Origin of the sequence: Rhodococcus rhodochrous, from assembly GCF_900187265.1 — a bacterium.
GTDB lineage: Bacteria > Actinomycetota > Actinomycetes > Mycobacteriales > Mycobacteriaceae > Rhodococcus > Rhodococcus rhodochrous.
On the sequence record NZ_LT906450.1, the window covers coordinates 295,527 to 308,577 of the forward strand.

Genomic DNA, 13,051 nt, shown 5'->3' on the forward strand with positions numbered 1-13,051 from the left:
GGACTCACCATGACCGACACCCTCGACAAGCCGTCGACCTCCGGCACCGCGACGCCCGACGAACGCGTCGACGCCTGGTTGCAGGCTTTCGAAACCGCCCTCACACAGCGCGACGTCGACGCTGCTGCGGGCCTGTTCGGCACCGATTCCTTCTGGCGCGACCTGGTCGCCTTCACCTGGAACCTCAAGACCGTCGAGGGACGCGAGGGCGTCTCGGACATGCTGCATGCGCGCCTCGCCGACACCGATCCGAGCGGCTTCCGCACCACCGAACCGGCGAGCGACGACGACGGCGTGCTCAGCGCCTGGATCGCGTTCGAGACCGCGGTCGGTCGCGGCGTCGGTCATCTGCGTCTGAAGCGCGACGAAGAGAGCGGTGAGGACCGCGCCTTCACGTTGCTGACCACGATGCAGGAGCTGAAGGGATTCGAGGAGAACAAGGGCACGCGTCGTCCCCGCGGTACGAAGCACGGCGCAGACAAGCACCGCGTCACGTGGTCGGAGCAGCGCGAGATCGAGGAACGCGAACTCGGCTACACGCGTCAACCCTATGTCGTGATCATCGGTGGTGGTCAGGGCGGTATCGCACTCGGCGCGCGCATGCGTCAGCTCGGTGTTCCCGCGATCGTGCTCGACAGGTACGACCGCCCCGGCGACCAGTGGCGCGGCCGCTACAAGTCGCTGTGTCTGCACGACCCCGTCTGGTACGACCACCTGCCGTACATGCCGTTCCCCGACAACTGGCCGGTCTTTGCGCCCAAGGACAAGATCGCGGACTGGCTCGAGATGTACACGAAGGTGATGGAGGTTCCCTACTGGTCGAAATCGGAGTGCACCTCGGCGAGCTACGACGAGGAGACGGGCGAGTGGACCGTCAACGTTCTGCGCGACGGCGAACCGGTGGTCCTCCGGCCGAAGCAGCTCGTCATCGCGACCGGCATGTCGGGTAAGCCGAACATCCCCGACTTCCCCGGAATGGACCTGTTCCGCGGCGAACAGCACCACTCCAGCGCCCACCCGGGCCCGGACGCCTATGCCGGCAAGAAGGCCGTCGTGATCGGTGCCAACAACAGTGCGCACGATATCTGCGGTGCCCTGTGGGAGGTGGGCGCCGACGTCACCATGGTGCAGCGCTCGTCGACGCACATCGTCCGATCCGATTCGCTCATGGACCTCGGCCTCGGCGACCTGTACTCCGAGCGTGCCCTCGCCGCCGGCGTCACGACCCAGAAGGCCGACCTGACCTTCGCGTCCCTGCCGTACCGGATCATGCACGAGTTCCAGATCCCCATCTACGAGAAGATCCGCGAACGCGACGCCGAGTTCTACGACCGGCTCGAGAAGGCCGGTTTCCGGCACGACTGGGGTGACGACGGTTCGGGCCTGTTCATGAAGTACCTGCGTCGCGCATCCGGCTACTACATCGATGTCGGTGCCTCGGAGCTCGTCGCGAACGGCGACATCAAGCTCGCCCACGGCAACGTCCGCGAACTCACGGAGACGTCGGTGATCCTCGAGGACGGCACCGAGCTCGAGGCCGATCTCGTCGTCTACGCGACCGGCTACGGCTCGATGAACGGCTGGGTCGCCGACCTGATCTCGCAGGAGGTCGCCGACAAGGTGGGCAAGTGCTGGGGCCTGGGCTCCGACACCACCAAGGACCCCGGCCCCTGGGAGGGCGAGCAGCGCAACATGTGGAAGCCCACGCAGCAGGACGGCCTGTGGTTCCACGGCGGCAACCTACACCAGTCGCGGCACTACTCGCTCTACCTGGCGCTGCAGCTCAAGGCGCGTTACGAGGGCCTCCCGACCCCGGTCTACGGGCTGCAGGAGGTGCACCACCTCCGCTGACCGGCACAGCTCTCCCACGCGTCGCTCCCGCACCCCGGCGGGGGCGACGCGGCCGTGGATCCTCCGATTCGTCACGAATCGGAGGGCGAGTATTAGGGTCGCGTGCAGGTCCGCTTGACCGGGTACAGGTAGTGACTGTGAGATCACTGCAGGTCGTCGGGGGACGGGGAGTTCGATGGTGAAGAGACGCGCGGCGGCTGTAGCGGTGGCCCTGATGGTGCCGGTTTCCGGCACGACGATCGCCCATGCCCAACCGGTCCATGCCCAACCGGCGCACGTGCAGCCGGTGTCGGCCAGGATCGACCATGTCGAGCGGGTCGGCGACAGGCAGACGAAGCTGTTCGTCCACTCGGCCGCGATGAACCGGGTCGTGCCGGTGCAGGTGCTGCATCCGGCTTCGGCGGGGCCGCGCCCCACCCTCTATCTGCTCGACGGTGTCAGCGCCGGTGAGGAGTCCGAGTTCCGTGAGAGCACGTGGACGCAGCGCACCGACATCGAGGAGTTCTTCGCCGACAAGAACACCAACGTCGTCCTTCCCGTGGGTGGCACCGCGAGCTACTACACCGACTGGAACAACCCCGACCCCGTCCTCGGGGTCAACAAGTGGGAGACCTTCCTGACGGAGGAACTGCCCCCGCTGATCGACGCCGAATTCGACGGCAACGGAACCAACGCCGTCGCGGGCCTGTCGATGGGCGCCACCGGCGCGATGTCCCTGATCACCCGCAATCCCGACCTCTACCAGGGAGTCGCGGCGCTCAGCGGCTGCTACGACACCTCCAGCGACCGTTCCCGCGACACCGTCCGCGGAACCGTCGCGTACAAGGGTGGCAACCCCGACAACATGTGGGGACCGCCCGAGGACGCCCGCTGGGAGGAGCACGACTCCTACCTGCTCGCCGAGAAGCTACGCGGCAAGGAGGTCTTCCTCAGCACCGGCAACGGCCTGCTCGGCCCGCACGATCTCGGCGCCGGCCAGGACGTGCTCAGCGTCGGTGCGCCCCTCGAGATCGGTACCTTCGTGTGCACCGTCACCTACGACCGTCGCCTCCGCGAACTCGGCATCCCCGCGCAGGTCGTCTACCGCCCGTGGGGCACGCATTCGTGGGGCTACTGGCAGGACGACATCAAGGCCGCGTGGCCGACCCTCGCCGACGCACTCGGACTCCGCTGACCGCGCGTCGACGGCACCGTCTCAGTGGAGGCGGATGCGGTCGACGGACGGCGGCTCCACGCGTGAGCGGGTCGCCAGATAGCTGTTGAGGGCGTCGAGATCCTTGCCCGCGCCCACCAACCCGTGCGCTTCCGTGCACACGGTGAAACCGTCTCCGCCGCCGGCCAGGAAGTTGTTCATCACGACCTTGTACACACGCTCGGGGTCGACGGCCTCGCCGTCGATCGTGATCGAGCGGATCCGTTCGCCGCGCGGTGCCAGGCGGTCGAGCGTGTAGGTCAGATTGTGCGAGGGCGCCAGGATGCGTTCGATCTCCGAGCCGACCGGGCCGTCCTGGAACTGCTGCTCGAGCAGCACATCGAGTTGGGCTCCGGTGAGGTCGAGCACCTGCAGCATGTTCCCGAAGGGCTGCACGGCGTAGGTCTCGCGGTACGAGACGGTGCCGTCGCCGGCGAGGAGATCGCCGCGGAGTCCGCCGGGGTTCATCAGCGCGATCTGCGCGCCGAGATGCCGCGTCGCCGCGAGTTGTGCGTCGGCCACCAGATTGCCCAGCGCCGACTCTCCGCTCGGGCTCTCGCTGCGCGTGACGTCGGCACCGATGCGTGCGATGGACCGGTTCGCGACCTCCGCCGACTTCTCGACTGCCCGGTCGACGAACTCGAGAGTGGTCGGATCCGGATCGATGTCGTGCGTGACGACCTGCGTGAACACGACGGTCCGGTCGCGCAGCACCTCCCGGCTCTGCCGGTCGATGACGAGATCGGCGACCGACAGGATGCGCCCGTGCGAAGCACCCTGCACGACGGTGCGCGGCCTGCCCGCCGGGTCGGTGTAGGTGCAGTTGAAGTGCCGGTCGCCGTCGGAGGTGACGATGAGGTCCACGTCGGGGGAGACGGACGTCGCGATCGCCGCCGCTCCGCCGTCCCCGCTCGGACACGGATCGTCGCCGTCGATGGCCCCGATGTCGCCCTTGTAGAGCACCACGATCGAACGGACGCCCAGCGCACCGAGGATGTCGGCGGTGCGATTGACGGCGGCGATCTCGTCCTCGAACTGCAGTCCCGCGATCGCGTCGGGCCGGATGATGTCGGGGGTGTTGCTCGGCACGACACCGATGACGCCCACGGGCAGTCCGTCGACGTAGTCGATGCTGTAGGGGAGTGCGGCCGGTGTGCCGTCCGTCGTGGTGAGGTTGGCGCCGAGGATCGGGAAGTTCGCGCCCTCGAACGGTTCGGTGTAGAGGCACCCTTCCTTCGGGTGGCAGCCGCCGTCCCGCAGTCGCTCGAGTTCGGCGTAGCCGCGGTCGAGTTCGTGGTTACCGAGGGTCGCGGCGGTGAGATCGAGTTCGTCGAGCAGGGCGATGGTCGGCTCGTCGTGGAACAGGCCCGACTCGAGCGGCGACGAACCCCACGTGTCGCCCACGGCGTAGAGCACGGAGTTGTCGGCCTGTTCCCTGAGCTGCCGGACGTAGGCCGCGAGATAGGCCGCACCGCCCGCGGGGACCGAGACGCCGTCCGACCGGACGACCTCGCCGTGCAGTCCCTGCGGGGGCAGCAGATTTCCGTGCAGGTCGCCGAATGCGATCACCCGGAGCGGGACGGTGTTCGAGGGGATCGTGCTCGTCGGCGCGGCTCCGGCAGGTGCCGCACCACCGAAGGCGACCAGTGAGCCGACGACTGCGCAGGCCGACAGGGCGCGCCGCACCTTGCCTGCCCCCATGCAGTTCCTCCGCCCCGACCCGATCCGACCGCCCGAGTCTGTCAGGGCCGGATCACGCCACCGATACCCAGCCATAACGGTTGGGTCTCGTCACAGGGTCAGCCGATGCCGGCGAGTGCCCGTCCCTGCCCCGTCGCGAAGTCGAGGAACAGGTCGTTCTCGTGCGGGTCGCCGATCGTCACCCGGGTGCCCTCGCCCGTGAAGTTGCGCAGGACCACCCCTGCCTCCGCTGCGGCCTCGGAGAACGCGGCGGAGCGTTCGCCCAGCGGCAGCCACAGGAAGTTCGCGGCGCTCGCGGGCACCTCGTAGCCGGCCTCGACGAGTGCCGCGTGGACCCGTTCCCGCTCGGCGACGACACCCTCGGTGCGCGCGAGCAACTCGTTCGCGGCGGCGAGCGAGGCCACGACAGCCGTCTGGGCGAGCGAGTTGACGGAGAACGGGGTGTGGACCTTGCTCAGCGCCGTCACGACGGACGGGTCGGCGACCGCATATCCGACGCGGATGCCGGCGAGGCCGTAGGCCTTGGAGAAGGTGCGGAGCACGACGACGTTGCTGCGGCTCTCCGCGAGCTCGAGACCGTCGGGCAGATCCTCGCCGGGCTCGGGGCGGACGTACTCGAAGTACGCCTCGTCCAGGGCGACGACGATGTGCTCGGGGACGGCGTCGAGGAACTGCGCGAGCTCCTCCTTGCCCAGCAGCGACCCGGTGGGATTGTTGGGATTGCACACGAAGATCAGCCGTGTGCGGTCGGTGATCGCGGCGAGCATGGCCTTCAGGTCGTGACCGTGGTCCGCGGTGTTCGGGACGCGCACGGCGGTCGCGCCGGCGACGGCCGCGATGATCGGGTACGCCTCGAACGACCGCCACGCGAAGATCACCTCGTCGCCCGCGTCGCACGTGATCTGCACGAGCTCCTGGCACAGGCTCACCGATCCGCAGCCCACGGCGATCCGCTCGGTCGGGACGCCGAGTCGCTCCGACAGTGCCGCGAGGAGTTCGGTCGCGCCGTTGTCGGGGTAGCGGTTGAGGCCGGCGGCAGCGTCGGCGATCGCTTCCCGGACGCTGGGGAGCGGGCCGATGGTCGTCTCGTTGCTGGCGAGCTTCACCGCACCGGGGAACGAGCGGCCCGGAACGTAGGCGGGGATCGATTCGAGGTCGGGGCGGGTCCGTGGAGTCACGAGCCGATTATGCGCCTCGTCGTGGGACCGCCTGTCGGCAGGATGGGGGAGACCGTCCATCTATACGCCTCTGACCAGGCGTTTTGCGTTTCCCCTCGGGGCATGTGTAATGTTTCGATCCGGCGGTTCGAGAGCATCGAATCCCCGAGGAGGCGTGCCAGAGCGGCCGAATGGGACTCACTGCTAATGAGTTGTCCCCCTTACCGGGGACCGGAGGTTCAAATCCTCTCGCCTCCGCCAGTTGGTGTAGCGTCACCAACGACAATTGAATACACATGCGCCCGTAGCTCAACGGATAGAGCATCTGACTACGGATCAGAAGGTTAGGGGTTCGAATCCCTTCGGGCGCACATACGAAGCCCCCACCAGTGGAAACCCTGGTGGGGGCTTTCTCGTGCCTGGTTGCGGGTCGCCACGACACAGAATCGACACGGCCCGCTGACCGGCTTCAGCGACATCTTTGTGGCTATCTTCACTCCGCAAGGGACGTCACGTGACTCCCCCGGACTACAGGAGGGTGTGTGCAAGATCGGCCCTGGTCCAACAAACAGATGGAGATTCTTGCCCAGTGCCTCCGTGCCAATGTCGCGACACCGGAGGGCGCTCCCGACTACGACGACGTCATGATCTGGTACGACGAGTTGGCGGCAGAGGTTCATGGCATCGTCCATGCTCTGCCGTGGAAGACGATCTTGCCTCATTCACATTCCGAGGTGGACATCACTTATCGAACGAAGACGATCGACACGCTCCGTGACAAGCTGGTCCGCCTTTCCTCTGGACCTTTGAGCAACATCGTTGATATCGCCGGCGTCCGAGTGGACGCCGAGATGACGCTGCATGAGCAGGACAGAGTCGCTGCTGCCATCGCTCGGGCCTTCGGGATGGACCCCGAAAAGACAGTGAAAGATCTACGGGTCGAGCACCACAACGGGTACCGCGCCGTTCACGTCCATCTGAAGCTTCGGCGTGCGATGGCCGAGGTTCAAGTTCGTACACAACTCCAGAGCAAGTGGGCGAACACTTACGAACGGTTGGGCGACTTGGCGGGCCGAAGTATCAGGTATGAGCGAGTCACTGGGTCTGGTGGTTGGAGTGGGATTGCGTCGAAGCTTCAGGAGATCTCCTCGAATCAGATTCGGCTGATCGAAGAGGCGAAGGACAAGATTGCTGAGATGTGTCCTGATTCCGGCTATGTATGGAACAGTCTTGATGATCTGCCCGAAGAGGTTCGCCAGATCGGATACAAGGTGCTGGAAGACGAAGCCGAACTCTCTACTATGCTCGACGATGTAGAGAAGCTGCTTCGAGACGCACAGCGGAAGGGGATGGAACAGTGACGGCTTTCGTGATCGAGTACAACCGGAAGACTGCCGACCGGACGGTTACGTCATTCCCCGGCGTCGAGGGGCGACGTGCTGCTATGCGTCGGCGTCTGGAACTCGAAAAGTCTCGAACGGACGAGGATGTGGAGATTGTTTCGCTGGTGAGTGACTCCCTCGAGACGCTTCGTCGCACGCACTCCAGGTACTTTCAGGGCCGGGAACTGGCTGCAAACGCCTGACAAGCCAGGGTTCCGACCCTTCGGCGCACAGACCAGACCCTCACCGGTCCTGTCGGTGAGGGTTTCTCGTTCGAGGGTTGCTGTTTCCGGTTGCGCTCACGTGAGCTTCGCGATGATCCTCTCGGTGAAGTCCTCGATCGGCGCGCGGTACTGCTCGGCGGTGCCGAGGAGGTGATCGTGGTCGCCCGAGTGGGTGGCCTCCCAGTTCGCCCACGGCGACACCATGACGCCAGTGATGCCGATCTTCTCCGCCCGCCGGTACAGCTCCACGGACGGCTCGTCGCGCAGGCCGACGATGAAGTCGAAGGGCTCGTTCTCGCGTCCGTACTCGCGGCGGTAGCCGTTGATGCGGTCGATCCACTGCTCGGCGACGTCGATCGTGTAGGCGGTGCCGACCCAGCCGTCGCAGTAGCGCGCGGCGCGTCGGAGCGCCGGTCCGGATTCGCCACCGCACAGGATCGGTACCGGGCTCGGCGGGTGGGGTTCGATGGTCATCTCGGGGATGTCGTAGTACTCGCCCCGGAACGAGACCCATCCGCCCTTCCACAGTTCGCGGAGCGCCCGGATCATCTCGTTCAGCCGGGGTCCGCGATTGTCGAAGTCCTGGCCGAGCAGTTCGAACTCCTCGCGCATCCATCCCGCGGACAGCCCGATGGAGACGCGACCTCCGGCGATCGTGGCGGCGGTGCCCACCTGCTTGGCGACCTCGAGGATCGGCCGGGACGGCGCGATGTAGACGTTGTTGCCGAAGTGCAGGTTCTTCGTCACGGCGGCCATCGCTCCGATGAGCACCCAGGCGTCGGGCCACTCGGTCTCCGGTGACCAGAACGGCTTGCCGCTCTCGTGCCCGGGATAGACGGTCTTCATCTCCTTCGGGTAGATCAGGTGGTCCGAGACGAGCAGGCCGTGGAATCCGGCGTCGTCGAGCATGCGGGCGACGGCCGGCATCTCCGCGGTCTTCATGAATGCGGTCCCGCTCCAGAACTTCACTCGAATGCCCTCCGAATTTCGATGTCCGCCGATATCTACGTAGAAGAGTGACGTTTACATTATCAAGAACAAGGTTCTATCAGAGTGTGTGATCGCAGTCACCAGCCGAAACGCCCTTGTCTTCGATTCCTGCGCAACGAGTGAACGTTCCGTCTCCGTTTCGGATGGACCTTCGGCTCGGGAGCGGCCGCTCGATCGTCCGCGTCCTCGGCCCGGGATCGTGCCGGTGCCGCGGGTGAAATCCGTCTATTGACGAGCCCGCCGGGGCAGAAGTAGATTTCGTATCACTCTCGAAAAGTTAACGACAATTCGCACGGCAGCCCGGCAGCGGCAGTCGCGCTCTGCGGGGAGAAGACATGGAACTAGCGTGGTCAGAGGCCGACGCCGCCTTCAGAGACGAGGTGCGATCGTTTCTCGAGGAGAAGCTGACGCCCGAACTGCGGCGGGCCGGCCGACTCGCGACGAGCGTGTACTCCGACCACGAAGCGAGCATGGAGTGGCAGCGCATCCTCCATGAGCGTGGTTGGGCGGCGCCGGCCTGGCCGGTCGAGTACGGCGGCTGCGACTGGACGCAGACGCAGCACTACATCTTCAGCCGCGAGTCGATCCTCGCGGGCGCCCCGAACCTGTCGCCGATGGGCATCCGCATGGTCGCGCACGCGATCGTCGCCTACGGCACCGAAGAGCAGAAGAGTTACTTCCTGCCCCGGATCCTCACCGGCGAGGTCTTCTTCTGTCAGGGCTACTCCGAGCCCGAGGCCGGCTCCGACCTCGCCTCGCTCAGCATGGCGGCGGTCGACGACGGCGACGACCTGATCGTCACCGGCAGCAAGATCTGGACCACGCACGCCACCGAGGCGAACTGGATGTTCGCCCTCGTGCGCACCTCGAAGACCGGTCGCAAGCAGCAGGGCATCACCTTCCTGCTCATCGACATGACCTCGCCCGGCATCGAGATCCGGCCCCTGGTCATGACGTCCGGTGAGGAAGTGCAGAACCAGGTCTTCTTCGACGGTGTGCGTGTCCCGAAGAAGAACGTGCTGGGGAAGATCGACGACGGCTGGACCGTCGCGAAGTACCTGCTCGTCTTCGAACGAGGGGGAGCGGCGGCAGCGCCGGCCCTGCAGGTCATGGCCGAGCGGATCGCCGAGGCGGCCGCCGAACAGCCCGGCCCGTCGGGCGGCAGGCTCATCGACGATCCGGCGTTCTCCGCCAAGCTCGCCGAGGCGCGTATCCGCACCGAAGTACTCGAGATCCTCGAATACCGCACTCTCGCAGCGTTGTCCGCGGGCAAGAATCCCGGTCCTGCATCGTCGATGCTCAAGATCCTGGGCACCGAACTCAGCCAGACGATCACCCAGCTGACCCTCGAAGCGGCCGGTCCGCGCGGCCGGGTCTACCAGCCGCACATCACCGCGCCCGGTGGTCCGGTGGCCGATTACGTTCCGCCCGTCGACGGCTACGTCAGCGGTGAGGATTGGCAGGCCGCCGCGCCACTGCGTTACTTCAACGACCGTGCCGGGTCGATCTACGCCGGCAGCAACGAGATCCAGCGAAACATTCTCGCCAAAGCAGCATTGGGGCTCTGATGGACTTCGGTTTGAGCAAGGAGCAGGAGCTCCTTCGTGATTCGGTCACCAAGTTCCTCGCCGGTCGCTACGACCTGGCGCAAAGCCGGAAGGTCGCGACCACCGGCGAAGGTTGGCAACCGGAGGTGTGGCGGGCATTCGCCGAGGATCTCGGAATCCTCGGGGCCACGCTTCCGGAAGAGGTAGGGGGGATGGGCGGCGGACCGGTCGAGTTGATGGTGGTGTCCGAGGCACTCGGGCACGCACTCGTCATCGAGCCGTACGTCGACACGGTCGTCCTCGGGGGCGGGCTGCTCGGTCGCGCAGGGGTCGATCGAGCCAGGTCCGTCCTCGAGGCGATCGCTGCCGGTGAGGCCGTCACGGCGTTGGCCGCGATCGAACCCACCTCCGGATACGTCTTCCACGACGTGTCCACCACCGCGCGCCGCGAGGGCGACGAGTGGGTCGTCGACGGGGAGAAGACCGTCGTCACCAGCGCTCCGCTCGCGACGCACCTGCTCGTCACCGCCCGCACGTCGGGCGAGCGCACCGACACCGACGGCATCTCGCTGTTCCTCGTCGACTTCGACCCCGCGAACCCGCCGGCCGGTGTGGAGATCCACTCCTACCGCACGATCGACGACCGGCGCGCCTCCGACATCGTCTTCTCCGGCCTGCGACTGCCCGCCGACTCGCTGCTCGGCGAGGAGGGTGGCGCCTGGCTGTCCGTCTCGCGCGGCATCGACGAAGCGATCGCCGCCGTCTCCTCCGAAGCGGTGGGCCTGATGCGTAAGGTGCTCGCCGACACCGTCGAGTACGCCAAGCAGCGTCAGCAGTTCGGTCAGCCCATCGGCAGCTTCCAGGCGCTCCAGCACCGCATGGTCGACATGTACATGGAGGTCGAGCAGGCGGTGTCCGCCGCCTACCTGGCCGTTCTCCATCTCGACAGCGACGACGCCACGCGGGCACGCGCGGTCTCGGCCGCGAAGGCGACGATCAGCCGCGCGGCACGCTTCGTCGGCCAGAACGCCGTCCAGCTCCACGGCGGCATGGGCATGACCGAGGAACTCGCCGTCGGGCACTACTTCAAGCGACTGACCGCGATCGAGTACGAGTTCGGCACCGCCGAACAGCACGTCGCGCGGTACGCACAGCTCACCAAGGGTTGATCGGATCGGTTCCGGGGCCGGTGCGGGGGATCACCCCCCGCGCCGGCCCCGCATCCGTGTCCGGAGGAGGCGACAGAGCGTCCTCCACGCGCGTCGCGGCGACGACGGGGTCCTCGTGCTCCCACACGCGCACCACCGTCCAGCCCGCAGCCTGCAGGCGCGCGTCGGTGTCCCGGTCGCGCTGCACGTTGGCGGCGAGCTTGGCCGCCCACCACTCGGCGTTGTTCTTCGGGGAGGTCGCGTGCTGCGGGCAGCTGTGCCAGAAGCAGCCGTCCACGTAGACCGCGACCCGACGACGGGGGAAGAGGAGGTCGGCCCGGCGCCGCATGCCGGGCAGGGGAGCGCGGTCGACGAAGAACCGCCGTCCACGGCGATGCAGTTCCTTGCGTAACGCCACTTCGGGAACGGTGTCGCGTCGGCGCTGCCGGCTCATCCGCGCACTCGTACGCGGATCCGTCCCGGGCCGATCCGACGACGCCATCACCGCGTCCTTCAGGCCGCCACTCGCGGGAAGCCACCCATGCGTTCGAGGTGGTTCTCGACGTCCTCGAGGAATCCGGGCAGGAAACGCAGGTTGCCGGAGCGTGCACGTCGGAGGAAACCTGCGGTCGCCCGCGCCGACAGCAGACGGGCGTCGAGGAGGAAACCGCCGAGATCCTCGTAGGGAGCCTGGACGGGCCACTGCGACTCGTGCACGCGGAACGCCTGTCCGCGGGCACCCCACGCTGCGGTCGGCCAGGTGTCGCCCGGATGCAGCGGGGTCTCGTGGTCGGAGCTGTACGCGATCGGGTTGTTCAGACGGTGGCCCACCCACGAGGCCATCCGCACGCTGACGGCATTGCCGACCAGACGCCACCGATGCCCGGCCCGGACACCGGGCGCCTCGACGGCAGGTGCGGTCCAGTCGGCGTCGAATCCTTGGAGCCTCTCCGCATCGGTCAGGCCGGGGGTGACGATCTCGCCGGACGGCAGCCGCACGGCCGGAGGGCTTGCGATACCGAGAGTCGAACCACCCTTGAGCGTGGGCACGGCGTTGACGGCCCATCCGAGACCGCGCACACCCTCGGTCCAGTAGAAGCCGCACGGGAACAGATCGGGATTGCCCTCCATGGGCATGCCGGCGTCCTCGCCGAACAACACCGTGCGGGGATCGTCCGTGCGTGAGGCGACCATCAGGACGCGGTGCCGACGCTGGGGGAGACCGAACGCGCGGGCATCGACGACGCGATAGGCCCACATGTAGCCGAGCTCCTCGAGCGCGTCGGTGATGTGGCGCATCGCCGCACCGCGGCCGAGCTGCAGCATGAAGGGAACGTTCTCGACAACGAGCCAGCGCGGGCCGCTTTTACGCTTCACGAGACGGAACACTTCGTCGACCAGCCCGGACTTCGATCCCGTGATGCCGGCCGTACGTCCGGCCTGGGAGAGGTCCTGGCACGGGAAGCCTGCGGCGACCAGTTCCGTATCGCGGGGAAGAGAGCGGAGACGCGTGACGTCCGGATGGAGCGGAACGTCGGGGAAGCGCGTGCGTAGTACTGCCTGAGCACCCGGCTCGATCTCGCAGAGGAGTTCGGTGTTCCACCCGTGTCGCCCGAGTCCGAGCTCCAGTCCGCCGATACCGGCGAACAACCCCACCATGTTCCCCGTCGACGTCACGGCACCCTTCCTCGCTCAGCTCAACGGTGAACGTTACTCGAGAAGTAGGGGGATCCGTGAGCGGACGCGACGAGCACCACGATGGAGGGGTGGTCCTACCCCTCTCGTGACGGGCACCAGGTGGCCGAAACAGTCCTTGACCTGGCGATTTGGTGTTCTCGGACATGTTCGCGTAACTTATT

The 13,051-nt window shown here is 66.8% G+C and carries 10 protein-coding genes and 2 tRNA genes; 7 read left to right on the forward strand and 5 right to left on the reverse strand.

Translation table 11 applies throughout. The features are described from left to right. The first annotated feature begins 9 nt into the window (after positions 1 to 9). Both CKW34_RS01370 and CKW34_RS01375 read left to right on the forward strand, forming a co-directional pair. Positions 10 to 1,851, forward strand: a complete 1,842-nt coding sequence (locus tag CKW34_RS01370; RefSeq protein WP_059382180.1) for an NAD(P)/FAD-dependent oxidoreductase — start codon at positions 10 to 12, stop codon at positions 1,849 to 1,851. 175 nt (positions 1,852 to 2,026) lie between these two features. Beyond that, positions 2,027 to 3,025 carry an alpha/beta hydrolase gene (locus tag CKW34_RS01375; protein WP_059382181.1) on the forward strand — a complete coding sequence of 333 codons (999 nt, stop codon included), beginning with the start codon at positions 2,027 to 2,029 and terminating at the stop codon, positions 3,023 to 3,025. 21 nt (positions 3,026 to 3,046) lie between these two features. Here the strand turns inward: CKW34_RS01375 and CKW34_RS01380 are convergent, their stop codons facing one another. Further along, complete coding sequence (locus CKW34_RS01380) at positions 3,047 to 4,744, reverse strand: bifunctional metallophosphatase/5'-nucleotidase (RefSeq protein ID WP_064059813.1); 1,698 nt, start codon at positions 4,742 to 4,744, stop codon at positions 3,047 to 3,049. A gap of 98 nt (positions 4,745 to 4,842) precedes the next feature. After that, positions 4,843 to 5,922 carry a histidinol-phosphate transaminase gene (hisC, locus tag CKW34_RS01385; protein WP_059382193.1) on the reverse strand — a complete coding sequence of 360 codons (1,080 nt, stop codon included), beginning with the start codon at positions 5,920 to 5,922 and terminating at the stop codon, positions 4,843 to 4,845. 148 nt (positions 5,923 to 6,070) lie between these two features. On the opposite strand from hisC, the gene CKW34_RS01390 reads away from it, so the two are divergent. The 3 genes from CKW34_RS01390 to CKW34_RS01400 all read left to right on the forward strand — a co-directional run bounded on the left by CKW34_RS01390 (position 6,071) and on the right by CKW34_RS01400 (position 7,262). Continuing rightward, a tRNA-Ser gene (locus CKW34_RS01390) sits at positions 6,071 to 6,162 on the forward strand. 37 nt (positions 6,163 to 6,199) lie between these two features. Continuing rightward, a tRNA-Arg gene (locus tag CKW34_RS01395) sits at positions 6,200 to 6,272 on the forward strand. A gap of 171 nt (positions 6,273 to 6,443) precedes the next feature. Next, positions 6,444 to 7,262: a RelA/SpoT domain-containing protein gene (locus CKW34_RS01400; RefSeq protein WP_155418945.1), complete on the forward strand. Its 819-nt coding sequence runs from the start codon at positions 6,444 to 6,446 to the stop codon at positions 7,260 to 7,262. Positions 7,263 to 7,582: 320 nt separating this feature from the next. Here CKW34_RS01400 and CKW34_RS01410 read toward each other — a convergent pair whose 3' ends face one another. Then, the gene (locus tag CKW34_RS01410; protein WP_059382196.1) at positions 7,583 to 8,476 is read right to left on the reverse strand and encodes a TIGR03619 family F420-dependent LLM class oxidoreductase; all 894 of its coding nucleotides are present in this window, start codon (positions 8,474 to 8,476) and stop codon (positions 7,583 to 7,585) included. A gap of 356 nt (positions 8,477 to 8,832) precedes the next feature. Between CKW34_RS01410 and CKW34_RS01415 the strand changes: the two genes are divergently transcribed. Together CKW34_RS01415 and CKW34_RS01420 are read left to right on the forward strand one after the other, a co-directional pair. After that, entirely contained in the window at positions 8,833 to 10,065 is a 1,233-nt protein-coding gene (locus CKW34_RS01415; RefSeq protein ID WP_059382197.1) for an acyl-CoA dehydrogenase family protein, read from the forward strand. After that, positions 10,065 to 11,213 (forward strand): acyl-CoA dehydrogenase family protein, encoded by a 1,149-nt coding sequence (locus CKW34_RS01420; protein WP_059382198.1) that lies wholly within the window; start codon positions 10,065 to 10,067, stop codon positions 11,211 to 11,213. The genes CKW34_RS01415 and CKW34_RS01420 overlap by 1 nt, the downstream gene beginning before the upstream one ends. Here the strand turns inward: CKW34_RS01420 and CKW34_RS01425 are convergent. After that, positions 11,200 to 11,694 (reverse strand): very short patch repair endonuclease, encoded by a 495-nt coding sequence (locus CKW34_RS01425; RefSeq protein ID WP_059382199.1) that lies wholly within the window; start codon positions 11,692 to 11,694, stop codon positions 11,200 to 11,202. The genes CKW34_RS01420 and CKW34_RS01425 overlap by 14 nt on opposite strands. Positions 11,695 to 11,705: 11 nt before the next feature. Further along, the gene (locus CKW34_RS01430; RefSeq protein WP_059382200.1) at positions 11,706 to 12,851 is read right to left on the reverse strand and encodes a DNA cytosine methyltransferase; all 1,146 of its coding nucleotides are present in this window, start codon (positions 12,849 to 12,851) and stop codon (positions 11,706 to 11,708) included. Between the last annotated feature and the right edge of the window lie 200 nt (positions 12,852 to 13,051).

Coding starts and splice junctions, on each gene's coding strand:
- CKW34_RS01380 (WP_064059813.1), bottom strand. CDS start 4,744: ATGGGGGCAGGCAAGGTGCGGCGCGCCCTGTCGGCCTGCGCAGTCGTC.
- CKW34_RS01370 (WP_059382180.1), top strand. CDS start 10: ATGACCGACACCCTCGACAAGCCGTCGACCTCCGGCACCGCGACGCCC.
- CKW34_RS01420 (WP_059382198.1), top strand. CDS start 10,065: ATGGACTTCGGTTTGAGCAAGGAGCAGGAGCTCCTTCGTGATTCGGTC.
- CKW34_RS01375 (WP_059382181.1), top strand. CDS start 2,027: ATGGTGAAGAGACGCGCGGCGGCTGTAGCGGTGGCCCTGATGGTGCCG.
- CKW34_RS01425 (WP_059382199.1), bottom strand. CDS start 11,694: ATGGCGTCGTCGGATCGGCCCGGGACGGATCCGCGTACGAGTGCGCGG.
- CKW34_RS01415 (WP_059382197.1), top strand. CDS start 8,833: ATGGAACTAGCGTGGTCAGAGGCCGACGCCGCCTTCAGAGACGAGGTG.
- CKW34_RS01430 (WP_059382200.1), bottom strand. CDS start 12,851: ATGGTGGGGTTGTTCGCCGGTATCGGCGGACTGGAGCTCGGACTCGGG.